Here is a 15,807-nt window from a genome sequence, read left to right as displayed (position 1 = left end):
ACCCCATGATCGACGGGACCGGCGGGGTCTGATCGACGGGACCGGCGGGGTCAGGTCGACGGGACCGGCGGGGTCAGGTCAGGTCGACGGTGGGGTAGAGGGGGAACGGGGTCAGCAGGTCGGTGGCCTGGCGGGCGATCTTGTCGGCGAGGGCCGGGTCGAGCGCGTACTTGGCCTTCGACGGCGTGCCGTCGGCGTTGGCGCCGGCCGTGGTCTGGGTGAGCACGGTGTGGATCAGCTCGGCCGTCTGGTCCATCTCCGCGGTGCCCAGGCCGCGGGTGGTCAGAGCCGGGGTGCCGATCCGGATGCCGGAGGTGTACCAGGCGCCGTTCGGGTCCTGCGGGACCGAGTTGCGGTTGGTGACGATGCCCGAGTCCAGTAGCGCCTGCTCGGCCTGCCGGCCGGTGAGCCCGTAGCCGGACACGTCGATCAGCACCAGGTGGTTGTCGGTGCCGCCGGTGACCAGCTTCGCGCCCCGGCTCAGCAGCCCCTCGGCGAGGGCCTGCGCGTTGTCCACGATCCGCTGGGCGTAGTCGGCGAAGTCCGGGCGGCGGGCCTCGGCCAGGGCGACCGCCTTGGCGGCCATCACGTGCGGCAGCGGGCCACCGAGCACCATCGGGCAACCCCGGTCCACCTGGTCGGCCAGCTCCGGCTGGCAGAGCACCATGCCGCCGCGCGGACCGCGCAGCGACTTGTGCGTGGTGGTGGTGACGATGTGCGCGTGCGGCACCGGGTCGAAGTCGCCGCTGAACACCTTGCCCGCCACCAGGCCGGCGAAGTGCGCCATGTCGACCATGAAGGTCGCGCCGACCGAGTCGGCGATCTCCCGCAGGATCCGGAAGTTCACCTTCCGGGGGTACGCCGAGTAGCCGCCGACCAGGATCAGCGGCTTGAACTCCCGGGCCGCCTCGGCCACCCGGTCGTAGTCGATCAGGCCGGTCGCCGGGTCGGTGCCGTAGCTGCGCTGGTCGAACATCTTGCCGGAGATGTTCGGCCGGAAGCCGTGGGTGAGGTGGCCGCCGGCGTCCAGCGACATGCCGAGCATCCGCTGGTTGCCCAGCTCCCGGCGCAGCGCGAACCAGTCGGCCTCGGTGAGGTCGTTGACCTGGCGTACCTGGGCCTTCTTCAGCGCGGGGGACTCCACCCGGTCGGCCAGCACCGCCCAGAACGCGACCAGGTTGGCGTCGATGCCCGAGTGCGGCTGCACGTAGGCGTGCGCCGCGCCGAACAGCTCGCGGGCGTGCTCGGCGGCGAGCGCCTCGACGGTGTCGACGTTCTGGCAACCGGCGTAGAAGCGTCGCCCGACGGTGCCCTCGGCGTACTTGTCGCTGAACCAGTTGCCCATGGCGAGCAGGGTCGCCGGGGAGGCGTAGTTCTCGCTGGCGATGAGTTTGAGGGACTCCCGCTGATCGGTCAGCTCGGCGCCGATGGCGTCGGCCACCCGCGGCTCGACAGCCCGGATCACCTCAAGGGCACTCCGGAATGCGGTGGACTCGGCGTTGCGCGACATGCGACCTCCTACAGACGTGCGGAAGGCCCAGGCGCTCGGCAAACGTCCTCGTGACGGGGCCGCTCCCCGATGGTTCTCCATCCCCACGCGCCAGTAACGGCCCGCGCCGATCCTACCGGGCCGGCCCGGGCACGCCCGGCCGACCTCCGCATGCGACCCGCCGGCGTGGTTGGGCGGTCCGTGTCGGGGCACACGGTAGGGGTCTGCCGCACCGGTGCGGGTGCGGCCGCAGTTCGCACGAGAGGAGCGACACCATGACCACACCGAAGACCGACCGACCGCTCGCCCTGGTGACCGGGGCGTCCAGCGGGATCGGATACGAGTTGGCCGCCCAGTTCGCCGAGCACGGGTTCGACCTGATCATCGCCGCCGAGGATCAGGGCATCGCGGAGGCCGCGGAGAAGCTGCGCCGCGACGGCGGCCCGCAGGTCAACTCGGTCCGCGTCGACCTGGCCAGCGAGGAGGGCGTGGAGGAACTGGCCGCGGCGGTCGCCGCGACCGGGCGTCCGTTGGATGCGCTGGCCCTGAACGCCGGCCGGGGCGCCGGCGGCGCTTTCGTCGGCGGCACCGACCTGCGGGACGAGCTGGAGATCGTCGACCTCAACGTGCGCTCGACCGTGCACCTGGCCAAGCGGCTGCTGCCGGGCATGGTCGAGCGGGGCGCGGGCCGGGTGCTGTTCACCTCGTCGATCGCCTCCACCATGCCGGGGCCGTTCCAGGCGGTCTACAACGGGTCGAAGTCGTTCGTGCAGTCCTTCGCGGAGGCGCTGCGCAACGAGCTGAAGGACAGCGGCGTCACGGTGACCTCGTTGATGCCCGGACCGACGGACACCGAGTTCTTCGAGCGGGCCGACATGGAGGACACCCGGGTGGGCTCCGGGAAGAAGGACGACCCGGCGAAGGTCGCCGCGCAGGGCTTCGCCGCGTTGATGAAGGGCGACCAGACGGTCACCGCGGGTTCGCTGATGAACAAGGTGCAGACCGCGGCCGGCAAGATCGTTCCGGACAAGCTCAAGTCCGAGCAGCACCGCCGGATGGCCGAGCCGGGCTCGGGTAGCTGACCCCGACCCCGAGCGGGCGCGCACACGACGAGGGCCCGGCGCGAGCCGGGCCCTGTGTCGTACGCGGGTGGTTCAGGCGGTCACCGCGTCGATCGCCTTCTTGATCGCCTTCGGGTCACTGGGCGTACGCGGGGCGTCGGCGCGCAGCGCGATCATCCGCTCGCCGATCTCCTGGAGCTGCTTGCGGCCCAGGGCCTCGCGGACCTTGGGGAACCACTCATCCTCCTCCTCCTCGACGTGGTGCAGGACGTTCTCGATCAGCACCGTGGTCTTGGCGTTGAAGTGCTCGTGGTCCGCGTCCATGGCGGCCAGCTCGGCGCAGAGCACGTCGGCCACGTGGTGCTCCTCGTACGACTCGAGGATGTCGTCCTCCAGGTCGGGCAGGAGGCGCCGGACCTCCGGGTACATCACCTCGTTCTCCAGGTAGGTGTGCACGGTGAGGGCCTCCAGGATCTGGCCCACGAGCTTCTGCCGCTGGCTCGCCGGCCCCTCCTCGGCGTCCTGGAAGGCCTTGAACAGGCGGCGCATCTCCTTGTGGTCCTCTTTGAGCAGGACGATGGCATCGGTGGACACCGGCATGACCTCCCTGAATCTTGTCTGGTGTCCGTTCCGGTACCCCGCTGGTGAACTGCGGAAACAGACGATCTCGTCGGTCAGACGGTGGCCAGGGTGCGGGGGATCTCGTCGAGCAGTTCCCGGGCCAGGAAGCCGATCCGGCCGTACCGGGGGATGAGCCGCTGCCCGCTCACCGCGTGCGCGAACGCCGCCCAGCAGGCGGCCTGCGCGGGCTCCGCCCCACGGGAGAGCAGCCCGGCCAGCAGGCCGGCGAGCACGTCCCCGCTGCCGGAGGTGCCCAACCCGGCGTCGCCGCTCTCCTCGCGCCAGCGCCGCCCGTCCGGGGTGGCCACGTGCCCGTAGAGCGAGACGACCGCCTCGTAGCGGGCGGCCAGCTCGGCCGCCTCGGCGTCCAGGTCGTCGCCCGGGTCCCGGCCGAGCAGGTGCCCGGCCTCGGTGACGTTCGGGGTCAGCACCGCGGGTCGCCCCGAGCCGACCAGCAGGTCCGGCTCGTGGCTGAGCGCGCCGAGGGCGTACGCGTCGAGCACCAGCGGCGTGCGCGGTTCGGCCGCGTCCAGGACCAGACGCAGCAGGCGGCGGGTCTCCTCGATCCCCTTCAGCCCCGGGCCAAGGGTCACCACGTCGGCCTGCCCGACCAGCTCGCCGAGCTGGCCGGCCTCGTCGGCGGACACCGCGCCGTCCGGCGTCTCCGGCAGCCCGACCACCAGCGCCTCGGGCACCTGGATGCTCAGGGTGGCGGCGGTGGATTCGGCGGCGGCGAGCTGGAGCACTCCCGTGCCGGCACGCAGCGCGGCAACCCCGGCCAGCAGCACCGCCCCGGGGGTGAAGCGGGAGCCGCCGACCACCAGCACGGTGCCCCGGCTCTCCTTGCCGCCGGCCGGGATTGGTAGCTCCCAGTCCCGCAGCAGCCCCGGCGTGATCACCTTCGCCTCAGACCGGCTCGGCATGGATTTCGTCCTCCCTGGTCGGCTGGGCGCCCTGCCGGCGCAGGTGGCCGACCTCGTTGAACCCGCCCAGCGTCAGCCGACCCTCGGGGTCGGCCGACCAGTCGGTGATCGAGCAGTTGGCGATCACGTGTTCGCGGGTCAGCGCCATCAGGTCCGGCTCGGTCAGGCCCTCCACCAGGTAGCGCAGCAGAAAGACCAGCGCGTCGTGGCCGAACAGCAGCACCCGCTGGCCCTCGTGGTCCCGGCGGAGGTCGCCGAGGAGCGTGCGGAGCCGCAGCGCCACGTCGGTCCAGGACTCGCCGCCCGGAGGCCGGTAGTAGAACTTGCCCAGCCGCGCGCGGCGCTCCGCCTCCTCCGGGAAGCGCCGTTGCACGCCGTGCCCGGTCAGGCCGTCGAGGATGCCCAGCTCCCGGTCGCGCAGTCGCTCGTCCCGGCTCACCGGCACCCCGGTGCCGTGCAGGGCCAGCTCGGCGGTGCAGACCGCGCGCAGGTACGGCGAGACCACCGCCACATCCGGGCGTCGGTCCGCGGGCAGCCCGGCCAGCCAGCGGCCGGTGGCTCGGGCCTGCTCCTCGCCGGTGGGGGAGAGCGGCACGTCGGCGTCCCGGTGGGTGAGCCCGATCAGGTCCGCGCCGGAGGACTCGGCCTCGGTTGCCGCCACGTTCGCCGTGCTCTCGCCATGCCGGATGATCCACAAGGTTGCCAGTTCGGCCATGCGGCACCCCCTACCCGGCCCGGCTGCCTGGTAACCGCGACACCGGCGCACGCCGGAGGCGGGGCGTGAACGTCACCTGGCCGGGTAACCGTCGCTCTCACCCGCGAGCCGACAGGGAGGTGCGCCGTGGCGACGATGGTCAAGGAGCAGGCCAGCCCGGTGAAGGACAAGAACTACGACCTGATCCGGGCGTTGCAGATGTCGCTGGAGAACGTGTACCGGATGGACACGTACATCGCCGACGCCGAGCAGCGCGGCGACAGTGAACTCGCCAACTGGTTCCGCATGATCCAGGACAACAGTCGCAAGGCGGGCGAGCAGGGTAAACAGCTGCTGATGTCCCGGATGCAGCAGGAGAAGCGCTGACCGCGACGAATGTCGCCAGGCGGAGGCGGATGCCGGTCGTCGACCGGCATCCGCCGCGCTGAACACCGGCAGCACGCCGCCCCACGTCCACGCCTCCCCCCGATGCCGCGCGACCGGTCCGGTTCGGGACAGCGCCGCATGACGTCGATAGGGAACAATGTTCGTCCGGGGCGGCCGGGCCGCCCCGGGACGAAGGGGTGGGTCGGCGATGACGGTCGTCCGGGGTCTGCGGGAAGCGTTGATGCTGTTCCTGATCGCCACCGTTCTGGTCGCGGCCGCCGCGGCGGTCTGGGTGGCGGTCGACGGGGGCGACTACACCAGCCGACTGGGGATCGCGCTGATGGTGGTGGGCGCCCTGTTCGGAGTGACCGGCGACCTGACGCTGAGCCGGATCGGCATGCTCGGGCCGCGTGCCACCTTCGGGCTCGCGCCGGAGCGCGAGGAGGCCGGTGGCGGGCGGGTGCTCACCGGGGTCGGCATATTCCTGTTCGTCGGGTTGCCGCTGATGCTGATCGGCATTCTTCTGATCACCTGACCGACGGCGAGCAGCCCGCCGTCGTCGTACCCTCGTGGGCGTGGCCACGGCGGCGGAGGAGATCCAGGTGGGAGAGCGGCTGGTCCGCGTCTCCAGCCCCGACAAGCCGTACTTCCCCGAGCGTGGGCTGACCAAGCTGGACGTGGTCCGCTACTTCCTCGCGGTGGGCGACGGCATCCTGCGCGCGCTGCGGGACCGGCCGACCATGCTGGAACGCTGGCCGCGCGGCGTCTTCGAGGGCGCGACCATCGCCACCCGGCAGACCAACCGGGGTGACGCGTTCTACCAGAAGCGGCTGCCGGCGGGCGCGCCCGAGTGGGTGCGGACCGCGCACATCACCTTCCCGAGCGGCCGCACCGCCGACGAGGTCGCGCCGAGCGAGCTTGCCGTGGTGATCTGGGCGGCCAACCTCGGCACCCTGCGTTTTCATCCGTGGCCGGTCACCGCCGCCGACGTGGAGCGCCCCGACCAGCTGCGCATCGACCTCGACCCGATGCCCGGCGTCGACTTCGCGCAGGTGGTGCCGGTGGCCCACGAGGTGCGGGCGTTCCTCGCCGAGCTGGGCATGACCGGTTACCCGAAGACCACCGGAGGCCGGGGTCTGCACGTCTACCTGTCGATCGAGCCGCGGTGGAGCTTCGGCGAGTGCCGGCGGGCGGTGCTCGCGCTGGGCCGGGAGATGCAGCGCCGGCTGCCCGACCTGGTCACGACCACCTGGTGGCGCGAGCAGCGGGACAAGCCGGTCTTCGTCGACTACAACCAGATGGCCCGGGACCACACGGTGACGTCCGCGTACTCGATCCGGCCGACGCCGCAGGCGTTGGTGTCGGCGCCGCTGGACTGGTCGGAGCTGGACCGGGTGCGGCCCGAGGACTTCGACGTGCTCAGCATGCCGGCCCGGTTCGCCGAGCGGGGTGACCCGCACGCCGGTCTGGACGGCGACCGGCACTCGCTGGAGCCGTTGCTGGAGCTGGCCGACCGGGAGGGGCTGGAGGCCCCGCCGGAGCGCTGAGCCGCCCGACGGTCACGCCCAGGGGCTGCCGGTCCCGTCGAACTCCTCGAAGACCAGCCAGGTGCGGGTCGACAGCACCCCCGGGATGCTCTGCACCCGGCCCAGCACCACGTCCCGCAGGGCGGCGTTGTCCGGTGCGCGGACCAGCGCGAGCACGTCGTGGTCGCCGCCGAGCAGCGCGGCGTGCTCGATGTAGCGCACCCGGGCCAGCTCCGCGGAGACCTCCCGCCAGGTGTTCTGCTCGATCGTCAGCGCGATGTACGCCGAGGTGCCCAGCCCGGCCGCCTCGGGCGCCACCTGGGCCCGGAATCCGGTGATCACTCCGTCGCGCAGCAGCCGCTCCACCCGGGCATACGCGTTGGTGCGGGAGATGTGGATCCGCTCGGCGAGGGTGCGCACCGAGGTCCGCCCGTCGCGGACCAGCTCGTCGAGAATCCGCCGGTCCACCTCGTCCAGACCTCGGGCCGAACGTCCCGATCCGGCCGCCCGGCTCACCCCGTCCGTGGCCTCCTGGCTCACTGATGCGCCCTCCGCATGCCAACCGTCCCGCCTTCTGCCTGGATCTTGAGTCAATCATCCGACAGGCGGAAGCATAGGCCCACCACACGTCCCAGGAGGTCCCGCCGTGACGACCACACCCCAGGCGGTCCGCAGGGCATCCCCGCGTACCCGCCGGGCGGCCACCCCGCCCGATCCGGCACGCCCGCTGCTGCCCGCCGCCGAGCCGGTCCGCCTGCTCGACGAGAGCGGCACGCCGTCGCCCGCCCGCACCGACTACCCGGAGCCGCCCGTCGAGGCGCTGCGGGAGCTGTACCGCCGGATGGTGCTCGGCCGCCGGTTCGACACCCAGGCGACCGCGCTGACCAAGCAGGGCCGGCTCGCCGTCTACCCGTCCTCGCGGGGGCAGGAGGCGTGCCAGGTCGCCGCGGTGCTCGCGGTCCGGGACACCGACTGGGTGTTCCCCACCTACCGTGAGTCGATGGCTCTGGTTGCCCGGGGCATCGACCCGGTCGAGGTGCTCACCCTGCTGCGCGGCGACTGGCACTGCGGCTACGACCCGACCGAGGTACGCACCGCGCCGCAGTGCACCCCGCTCGCCACCCAGTGCGTGCACGCCGCCGGGCTCGCGCACGGCGAGGCGTACCAGGGTCGCGACACGGTGGCGCTGGCCTTCATCGGCGACGGCGCGACCAGCGAGGGCGACTTCCACGAGGGGATCAACTTCGCCGCCGTGTTCAAGGCGCCGGTGGTCTACTTCGTGCAGAACAACCGGTACGCGATCAGCGTCCCGCTGTCCCGGCAGACCGCCGCGCCGTCGCTGGCGTACAAGGGCGTCGGCTACGGGGTGCCCAGCGAGCAGGTCGACGGCAACGACCCGGTCGCGGTGCTCGCCGTGCTGACCCGAGCGGTCGCCCACGCGCGGGCCGGCAACGGGCCGTTCCTGGTGGAGGCGCACACCTACCGGATGGAGCCGCACACCAACGCCGACGACGCCACCCGCTACCGCGACGGCGCCGAGGTCGACGCCTGGCGCGACCGCGACCCGCTCGCCCGCCTGGAGACCTACCTGCGCGCCCGCGGCGTGCTCGACGACGCGGCGGTCGCCGACATCGCCGAGCAGGCCGAGGCGTACGCGGCGGACCTGCGGACCCGGATGAACGAGCAGCCCAGCGTCGACCCGCTGAGCCTCTTCGACCACGTGTACGCCGAGCCCACCCCGCAGCTGGTCGAGCAGCGCGAGCAGGTCCGCGCCGAGCTGGCCGCCGCCCACGACGAGGAGGGCGACGCCTGATGGCCACCACCATGGCGAAGGCCCTCAACACCGCGCTGGCCGACGCCCTCGCCGCCGACGAGCGGGTCGTCGTCTTCGGCGAGGACGTCGGCCAACTCGGCGGCGTCTTCCGGATCACCGACGGCCTGCAGGCCCGGTTCGGCGACACCCGCTGCTTCGACACCCCCCTGGCCGAGGCCGGCATCGTCGGCTTCGCCGTCGGCCTGGCCATGTCCGGGCTGCGGCCGGTGGTCGAGATGCAGTTCGACGCGTTCGCGTACCCGGCGTTCGAGCAGATCGCCTCGCACGTGGCGAAGCTGCGCAACCGCACCAGGGGCGCGCTGAGCGTGCCCATCGTCATCCGCGTGCCGTACGCCGGCGGGATCGGCGGGGTGGAGCACCACTGCGACTCGTCCGAGGCCTACTACGCGCACACCCCCGGCCTGAAGGTGGTCACCCCGGCGACGGTGGCGGACGCGTACTCGCTGCTGCGCGAGGCGATCGAGGACCCGGACCCGGTGGTCTTCATGGAGCCGAAGAAGCTCTACTTCGCCAGCGCCGACGCGGAACTGCCGGCGCGTACCGAGCCGTTCGGCCGGGCCGTCGTGCGTCGGCCCGGTCGCGACGCCACCCTGGTGGCGTACGGGCCGGCGGTGCCGGTCGCGCTGGAGGCCGCCGAGGCCGCCCGCGAGGAGGGCTGGGACCTGGAGGTGGTGGACGTACGGACCATCGTGCCGTTCGACGACGCCACCATCACCGCCTCGGTCCGGCGCACCGGCCGGTGCGTGGTGATCCAGGAGGCGCCCGGCTTCGCGGGCGTCGGCGCGGAGATCGCCGCCCGGGTGCAGGAGCGCTGCTTCCACGCGCTGCACGCCCCGGTGCTGCGCGTCGCCGGGCTGGACATCCCGTACCCGGCGCCGATGCTGGAGCACACCCACCTGCCCGGCGTGGACCGGGTCCTCGACGCGGTGGCCCGGTTGCAGTGGGACGACCAGCCGGACGCGCGTTGGGCGGCGGCATGACCACCGTCGCGCGGACACAGGTCTTCCTCCTGCCCGACCTGGGCGAAGGGCTGAGCGAGGCCGAGATCGTCGAGTGGCGGGTCGCCGTGGGCGACATCGTCACGGTCGACCAGAGCGTGGTCGAGGTGGAGACCGCCAAGGCGGTCGTCGACGTGCCCTGCCCGTACGCCGGCCGGGTCGTCACCCTGCACGGCGCGGCCGGTGAGGTACGCCCGGTCGGCCAACCCCTGATCACGATCGCGCCCCTGGACGGCGGCGACGAGCCGGCCGGGCACGCCACCTACCGCGAGGAGGAGCGGGCCGGCTCCGGCAACGTGCTGATCGGGTACGGCACGGGCCACGGCGGCGCCACCCGGCGTCGGCGTCGCCCCCGGCTGGCGCTCGCCCCCGAACCGGTCGACGCCGGCCACACCGATGCTGGGCCGGGCGTGGGCGACCCGCCCACCGATCCGGCGCGCTCGTCGAGCGCCCTGGTCATCTCGCCGATCGTCCGGCGGCTGGCCCGTGAACACGGCGTCGACCTGGCCACGCTGCCCGGCAGCGGGCCCGGCGGGGTGATCCGTCGCGCCGACGTGGAGGCGGCGCTGACCGTGCCCGCCGCCCGGCTCGCCGCCGTGCCCGACCCGCACGTGGCGCTCTCCCCGGCCGGCGACGGCGACGTCATCGTCCCGCTCACCGGCGTGCGCAAGGTGATCGCCGACAAGCTGTCCCGCAGCCGTCGGGAGATCCCCGAGGTCACCATCTGGGTGGACGTGGACGCCACCGGGCTGCTGGAGACCCGCGCGGCGATCAACGCGGCGACGCCCGACGCCCCGGTGAGCATCCTGGCCCTGCTGGCCCGGATCTGCCTCAGCGGTCTGCGCCGGTTCCCCCAACTCAACTCCCGCGTCGACACCGACGCGCAGCGGATCGTCCAGTCCGCCGGGGTGCACCTGGGCATCGCCGCGCAGACCGACCGGGGCCTGCTGGTGCCGGTGCTGCGTGACGCCCAACGGCTCACCACCGCCGAGCTGGCCGCCGAGCTGGCGGCGACCACCGCCGCGGCGCGGGCGGGCAGTCTGCCGCCGGCCCGACTGACCGGCGGCACGTTCACGCTGAACAACTACGGCGTGTTCGGTGTCGACGGCTCCACGCCGATCATCAACCACCCGGAGGCGGCACTGCTCGGGGTCGGGCGGATCGTGGACAAGCCGTGGGTCGTCGACGGGCAGCTCGCGGTCCGCAAGGTGACCCAGCTCAGCCTCACCTTCGACCACCGGGTGTGCGACGGCGGGGTGGCCGGCGGCTTCCTGCGGCACGTCGCCGACTGCGTGGAACGCCCGGCGCTGCTGATCGCCGCCGTCTGACCGACCCGGCGTACCCCGGCCCCGGCGCTGCCCACGCGGCGTCGGGGCCGGCCTGCATCCACGGGTTTCCCGCACACGTCACCGGGAAGTCGGCGCGCACCACCCGCGTCGAAGGGAGCCGGCCCGTGGCGTACGAGGCGATACTCAACTCGGTCCGGGTACGGCGGCCCGCGGCAGCCGGCGCGCCGCTCTACTGCGACGCCCTGGAGTACGGGTTGACCGGTGACGGCGCGACCAACGACCAGCCGGCGCTGGCCGCCCTCGTGGACCGGCTCGGCGCCGGGTACGCCTCGGACGGGCGGGCCCGGGTCATCTACTGCCCACCGGGCGTCTACTCGATCCGCGACGCCGGCACCGTGTGGCGCAGTGGGGTGTCGCTCGTCGGGGCCGGCCCGGCGGCGACCCGGTTCATGCTCAGCAACGAGGGCAACCGGGCCGACCCCACTCCGTTGGCCTTCTGGACGACCCTCCAGCACGGCGCCGACCGGGACCGGCACATCGCCGACTGCACCTTCGCGGACTTCCAGATCGACGGCTCGGGCGTGGCGATGGCCGAGTACAACTACCTGGCCAAGGGCCTCGGCCTGCAGTACATGGTGCGGGGCGTGTTCCGGAACCTCTACATCCACCACACCGCGGCCAGCGGACTGGGCTGCGACTTCCTCCAGGACTCGCTGATCGACGGCGTGGTGGTGGTCGGCTGCGGTCGACTGGACAACGGCGAGCAGATGGGTGGGGCCGGCATCGGTGTCGGCGTCGGCGGGTGGGGCCCGGTGGAGCGACTGACCATCGCCAACTGCACCGCCCTGGCCAACGGCACCAACGGGATCTTCCTGGAGTTGCAGAAGGACTACTGGGAGCCGCCCCGCGGCTACCGCATCATCGGCTGCCACAGCCAGGGCAACCGGTTCGGCATCTCCGACTGGGGCACCGACGGCCTGATCGTCTCCGCCTGCACGATGTCCGGCAACCTGGAGGCCGGCTTCGAGGTGTCGGCGCAGGGCACCTCGTCCGTGGCCGGTCGGGGTGGACTCGTCACCGACTGCGTCATCGACGGCAACCTGCGCGACGGGGTCAGCATCGGCAACAGCCCCGGCCCGTACATCGTCCGGGGCAACCGGATCAGCGGCAACGGCCGGCACGGCTACCACGCGCACGACCTCGGGCGCGGTTACCAGGGCCCGATCCGGGACGTGGTCATCGAGAGCAACGAGTTCTGGGGCAACGGGCTGGACGCCGTCCGCATCGACCACCAGATGACCGACACGGTGCTGCTCAACAACCGGATCCGCAACAACGGTCGGCAGTACGCCCGAGCCGCCGGCGGTACGGGCGACGCCGTCCGCTACAGCGAGCGGAGCCTGGTGGACCGGGCGGCCGACTGGCCGCACGACGGGCACCGGGGCAAGGTCCTGCGGGTCGGCCGTTCCGTGGCCACGGTGGCCTCCAACAGCGGCAACGAACTCAGCCTGGCCCCGGTCCGTCCGGACGCGTTCACCGCGTGGAGCGGGGACGTGCCGCCGCCGGGCTGCGCCTACGAGCTGGCCCCCGCACCCGGGCGGCGAGCCGGCATCACCATCGACGCGCCGTTCGACTCGGCCACCATCCGCGGCAACCGGATCTGGGACAACCACGAATCCGGGACCCAGACCCACGGGCTGTGGATCACCGAGCGGGGCAGCTGCGTGGACTGCCGGGTCGAGGACAACGACCTCGCCGGCAACGCCGAGGACGGGATGCGGCTGGACACCCCGCCGGTGGGCGGGCGCTGGCGCGACAACCACGTCGACAGCGACTGGGGCTGACCGACGGGCGGCGGCGGCCGGAATGCTCCGACCGCCGCCGCTGTCACGGTGAAGCTGGTCAGCCGGCCAGGCCGGCCACCGGGGTCGGGTCCAGCACCACCGTCGCCGAGGCGGACTGCGGCGGCACACCCGGCTCGGTCGGCGCGTCGGTGTACTCCGCGACGAAGACGGCCGTCAGGTTGTCCGCTCCGCTGTGCCCACCGTCGATGAAGGTCGGGATGGTCCCGCTGCAACCCGTCGACGTGGAGAGCGGGTGCCCGTGCTCGTCGTGCCCGAGCACGTAGGTGACCTTCACCTGGGAGCAGTCCACCGGCAGGTCGTCGGTGACCTTCACCTCGTACGCGACCGTCTGCCCGAACTGGAAGGGCTGCCCGGCCACCGGGGCGACGAACTCGATGAGCGGCGCGGTCGGCCCGACCACCAGCGGCAGGGTCGCCGAGGCGGACCGTCCGGTGCGGTCGGTCACCTTCACCGTCGGCGTGTACGACCCGTTCTCCTGGAACGTCCACGTCGGGTTCGGGTCGGTGCTGTCCACCGAACCGTCCGCGTTGAAGTCCCACGCGTAGCTCAGCTTGTCACCATCCGGGTCGGTGGTGCCGGCGCTGGAGAACGCGACGGTCAGCGGGGCCTGCCCGACGGTCGGGGTGGCGCTGATCTTCGGGATCGGCGTCCGGTTGCCCCGCACGAAGTCGATCCGGGACAGCTGCGCGTCCGGGTTCTCGGCGAAGTAGCCGTCGCCGTACTCCAGGACGTAGAGCGCGCCGTCCGGGCCGAACTCCATGTCCATCGGGTTGTCCACCACCAGGGACGGCACCACCGGACGGATGTCCTCGACGTCGCCGTCCTCATCGAGGCGGAACTCCTTGATGTAGTCCCGGGTCCACTCGTAGAACAGCGGAACCCCGTCGTAGTACGCCGGCCAGCGGGTCCGCGAGGTGCTGGTCCCGTCGTAGTCGTACGCCGGGCCGCCCATCGGCCCGATGCCGCCGGTGCCCAACTGCGGGAACTCACCCGACGCCGCGGACGGGTACCAGACCTCCGGCTGCTCGACCGGCGGCAGCTGCCGCTTGCCGGTGTTGTGCGGCGAGTCGTTGACCGGGCGCTTGCAGTTGAACCTGGCGCCGGACTCGCCGGTGGCGAAGTCGTAGTCGCGGTAGGCGATTGTCGGCGTCACGCAGTACGGCCAGCCGTAGTTCGCCGGCTTGTCGATGCGCATCCAGCGGCCGTGCCCGGCCGGCCCGCGCTCCGGGTTTGGGTTGGAGGCGTCCGGGGAGTAGTCGCCCAGGTAGACGTCGTCGGTACGCCGGTCGACGGCGAACCGGAACGCGTTGCGCAGCCCCATCGCGTAGATCTCGGGGCGGGTCTGCGGCGTGCCGGGCTTGAACAGGTTGCCGGCCGGCACCGTGTAACCACCACCGGGCTTCACCTTGATACGCAGCAGCTTGCCGCGCAGGTCGTTGGTGTTGGCCGAGGTGCGCTGGGCGTCGTACGCCGGGTTCCGGTCGGCCCGCTCGTCGATCGGGATGTAGCCGTCGGAGGCGAAGGGATTGGTGTCGTCACCGGTCGACAGGTACAGGTTGCCCTTGCTGTCGAAGTCGATCTGCCCGCCGACGTGGCAGCAGATGCCCCGGTCGGTGGCCACGTCGATGATCTGCTGCTCGCTGGCGAGGTTCAGCCTCTGCCCGTCGAGCTTGAACCGGGACAGCCGCAGCGCGCCCTTGAACCGCTGCCAGTCGGCCTCGGTGCCGGTCTCCGGCGCGTCCCCCTCGTTGACGCCGGGGGTGGCCGGGTCGTCCACCGGTGTGTTCATCGGCGGCGAGTAGTAGAGGTAGACCCACTTGTTCTGGGCGAAGTTGGGGTCGATGGCGACCCCCTGCAGGCCCTCCTCGTCGTGCTCGTACACCGGGATGTCGGCGGCGAGGGTGTTCAGCCCGGTGCGCGGGTCGTGGATGCGTACCTCGCCCGTGCGGGAGGTGTGCAGCACCCGCAGGTCGGGCAGGACGGCGAGGCTCATCGGCTCGCCGGGGAAGTCGTTCAGTGTCACTTTCTGGAAGCTGCTGTCCGGTGGCGCGGCCGGCGCGGCGGCCGCGGCCGACGGTGGCACGGCCAGGCCGGCCGTCACCAGCAGCAGCGCGGACACGAATGCGGTCCTGTTCATCAGGTCGTCCCCCGAGGTGGTTTCAGTACCGGAGTGAGGCGAGATAGTCGAAGCCGACGCGGGCGGTGTCCAGGGCGTCGGCGGGGGCGCGCGGCGGGGTGCCCGCGTCGTCGCGCTCCACGATGTACTCCTCGATGCCCGCCTCCCGTTCGTGGGCGAAGATCCGACCGAAGTCGATGACGCCGTCGCCGAGGTCGGCGAAGCCACCCTCGACGTCGAGGTCCTTGACGTGCACCTGGCGGATCCGGCCGCGGTTGGCCCGGATCACGTCGACGGGGTCGTGGGCGCCTCGCCAGGTCCAGTAGAGGTCGAGTTCGAAGTGGACCAACCGTGGGTCGGTCTGCCGGGTGAGGATGTCGAAGCCGGTCGACCCGTCGGTCAGAGGCACGAACTCCAGTTGGTGGTTGTGGTAGCCGAAGTCCAGCCCGGCGCGCTCGGCGAGTCGGCCGGCCTGGTTCAGGTCCCGGGCCAGGGCGCGGTAGACGGCAGGGTCCCGGATCGGGCGCCCCTCGGCGTCCCGACCGAAGTACGGGTGGACGATCTTCTTGCAGCCCACCACGTTCGCGTCGGCGAGGGCGCGTTCCCAGGTGGCGGCGTCGAACGGTTGCGGGATGCCGGTGTGCCCGGAGGTGGACCGCAACCCTGCCGCGTCCAGCGCGGCCCGGAACTGCGCCGCGGTTCGCCCGACGAAGCCGGCGTGCTCCACCCGCCGGTAGCCGATCCGCCGCAGTGCGTCCAGGGTGCCGGGCAGGTCGGCGGCGAGCTGGTCGCGCACCGTGTAGAGCTGGATGCTGATCCGGTCCACCGGCACCCGGCGCCGGCCGTGGAACTGTCCGGCCGGCGTGGCGGCGGCCGGGCCGGCGAGCAGGCCGGCGGTGCCGAGGGCGGCGGCGGAGACGGTCGCGGCGCGGAGAACGCCGCGCCGGCTGACCGGCTCGGACGCCGGTGCCGTCTCCGGTCCGTTGGTCTGTTGATCCATGGTG

15 protein-coding genes and 1 riboswitch are annotated in these 15,807 nt (G+C 72.5%); of the genes, 8 read left to right on the top strand and 7 right to left on the bottom strand.

Annotated features, from left to right (window positions below; all coding sequences use genetic code 11):
* Positions 1-73: 73 nt before the first annotated feature.
* Positions 74-1,510, bottom strand: a complete 1,437-nt coding sequence (locus EAD89_RS24045; protein ID WP_121653749.1) for a glycine hydroxymethyltransferase — start codon at positions 1,508-1,510, stop codon at positions 74-76.
* Positions 1,511-1,528: 18 nt separating this feature from the next.
* Positions 1,529-1,618: riboswitch (ZMP/ZTP riboswitch) on the bottom strand.
* A 146-nt stretch (positions 1,619-1,764) separates the two neighbouring features.
* Between EAD89_RS24045 and EAD89_RS24040 the strand changes: the two genes are divergently transcribed.
* Positions 1,765-2,571 carry an SDR family oxidoreductase gene (locus EAD89_RS24040; protein ID WP_121677300.1) on the top strand — a complete coding sequence of 269 codons (807 nt, stop codon included), beginning with the start codon at positions 1,765-1,767 and terminating at the stop codon, positions 2,569-2,571.
* Positions 2,572-2,643: 72 nt separating this feature from the next.
* Here EAD89_RS24040 and EAD89_RS24035 read toward each other — a convergent pair whose 3' ends face one another.
* The 3 genes from EAD89_RS24035 to EAD89_RS24025 form a co-directional block, all read right to left on the bottom strand.
* Complete coding sequence (locus EAD89_RS24035; RefSeq protein ID WP_121677303.1) at positions 2,644-3,144, bottom strand: hemerythrin domain-containing protein; 501 nt, start codon at positions 3,142-3,144, stop codon at positions 2,644-2,646.
* Positions 3,145-3,224: 80 nt separating this feature from the next.
* Complete coding sequence (locus tag EAD89_RS24030; RefSeq protein ID WP_121677299.1) at positions 3,225-4,094, bottom strand: NAD(P)H-hydrate dehydratase; 870 nt, start codon at positions 4,092-4,094, stop codon at positions 3,225-3,227.
* The gene (locus EAD89_RS24025; RefSeq protein ID WP_121677298.1) at positions 4,078-4,809 is read right to left on the bottom strand and encodes a histidine phosphatase family protein; all 732 of its coding nucleotides are present in this window, start codon (positions 4,807-4,809) and stop codon (positions 4,078-4,080) included. The genes EAD89_RS24030 and EAD89_RS24025 overlap by 17 nt, the downstream gene beginning before the upstream one ends.
* Positions 4,810-4,944: 135 nt before the next feature.
* Here EAD89_RS24025 and EAD89_RS24020 point away from each other — a divergent pair, with 135 nt between their 5' ends.
* The 3 genes from EAD89_RS24020 (at position 4,945) to EAD89_RS24010 (ending at position 6,722) form a co-directional block, all read left to right on the top strand.
* On the top strand, positions 4,945-5,175 hold the full coding sequence (locus EAD89_RS24020) for a hypothetical protein (RefSeq protein ID WP_121653769.1): 231 nt from the start codon (positions 4,945-4,947) through the stop codon (positions 5,173-5,175).
* Between the two features lie 208 nt (positions 5,176-5,383).
* A complete protein-coding gene (locus tag EAD89_RS24015) occupies positions 5,384-5,710 on the top strand; it encodes a hypothetical protein (RefSeq protein ID WP_121677297.1) in 327 nt (108 codons plus the stop codon).
* Positions 5,711-5,750: 40 nt separating this feature from the next.
* Positions 5,751-6,722, top strand: coding sequence for a DNA polymerase domain-containing protein (locus EAD89_RS24010; protein WP_121653768.1), 972 nt, complete (start codon positions 5,751-5,753; stop codon positions 6,720-6,722).
* Positions 6,723-6,734: 12 nt separating this feature from the next.
* On the opposite strand, the gene EAD89_RS24005 is transcribed toward EAD89_RS24010, so the two are convergent.
* Positions 6,735-7,241: an Lrp/AsnC family transcriptional regulator gene (locus EAD89_RS24005; protein WP_233579046.1), complete on the bottom strand. Its 507-nt coding sequence runs from the start codon at positions 7,239-7,241 to the stop codon at positions 6,735-6,737.
* A gap of 106 nt (positions 7,242-7,347) precedes the next feature.
* Here EAD89_RS24005 and pdhA point away from each other — a divergent pair, with 106 nt between their 5' ends.
* From pdhA to EAD89_RS23985, 4 genes are all read left to right on the top strand, one after another.
* The gene (gene pdhA / locus EAD89_RS24000) at positions 7,348-8,514 is read left to right on the top strand and encodes a pyruvate dehydrogenase (acetyl-transferring) E1 component subunit alpha (protein WP_121677296.1); all 1,167 of its coding nucleotides are present in this window, start codon (positions 7,348-7,350) and stop codon (positions 8,512-8,514) included.
* Positions 8,511-9,515, top strand: a complete 1,005-nt coding sequence (locus EAD89_RS23995; protein WP_199723357.1) for an alpha-ketoacid dehydrogenase subunit beta — start codon at positions 8,511-8,513, stop codon at positions 9,513-9,515. The genes pdhA and EAD89_RS23995 overlap by 4 nt, the downstream gene beginning before the upstream one ends.
* Positions 9,500-10,861, top strand: coding sequence for a dihydrolipoamide acetyltransferase family protein (locus tag EAD89_RS23990; protein ID WP_121677295.1), 1,362 nt, complete (start codon positions 9,500-9,502; stop codon positions 10,859-10,861). Before EAD89_RS23995 ends, EAD89_RS23990 begins: the two co-directional genes overlap by 16 nt.
* Before the next feature lie 125 nt (positions 10,862-10,986).
* Positions 10,987-12,666, top strand: a complete 1,680-nt coding sequence (locus tag EAD89_RS23985; RefSeq protein ID WP_121677294.1) for a right-handed parallel beta-helix repeat-containing protein — start codon at positions 10,987-10,989, stop codon at positions 12,664-12,666.
* A gap of 58 nt (positions 12,667-12,724) precedes the next feature.
* Here EAD89_RS23985 and EAD89_RS23980 read toward each other — a convergent pair whose 3' ends face one another.
* Together EAD89_RS23980 and EAD89_RS23975 are read right to left on the bottom strand one after the other, a co-directional pair.
* Complete coding sequence (locus EAD89_RS23980) at positions 12,725-14,824, bottom strand: PQQ-dependent sugar dehydrogenase (RefSeq protein ID WP_121677293.1); 2,100 nt, start codon at positions 14,822-14,824, stop codon at positions 12,725-12,727.
* A 22-nt stretch (positions 14,825-14,846) separates the two neighbouring features.
* A complete protein-coding gene (locus EAD89_RS23975; protein ID WP_121677292.1) occupies positions 14,847-15,803 on the bottom strand; it encodes a sugar phosphate isomerase/epimerase in 957 nt (318 codons plus the stop codon).
* Between the last annotated feature and the right edge of the window lie 4 nt (positions 15,804-15,807).

Source organism: Micromonospora sp. BL4, assembly GCF_003667505.1.
GTDB lineage: Bacteria > Actinomycetota > Actinomycetes > Mycobacteriales > Micromonosporaceae > Micromonospora.
The sequence above is the reverse complement of the archived record's forward strand: the minus strand, read 5'-3'. Positions and strand labels throughout refer to the sequence as shown.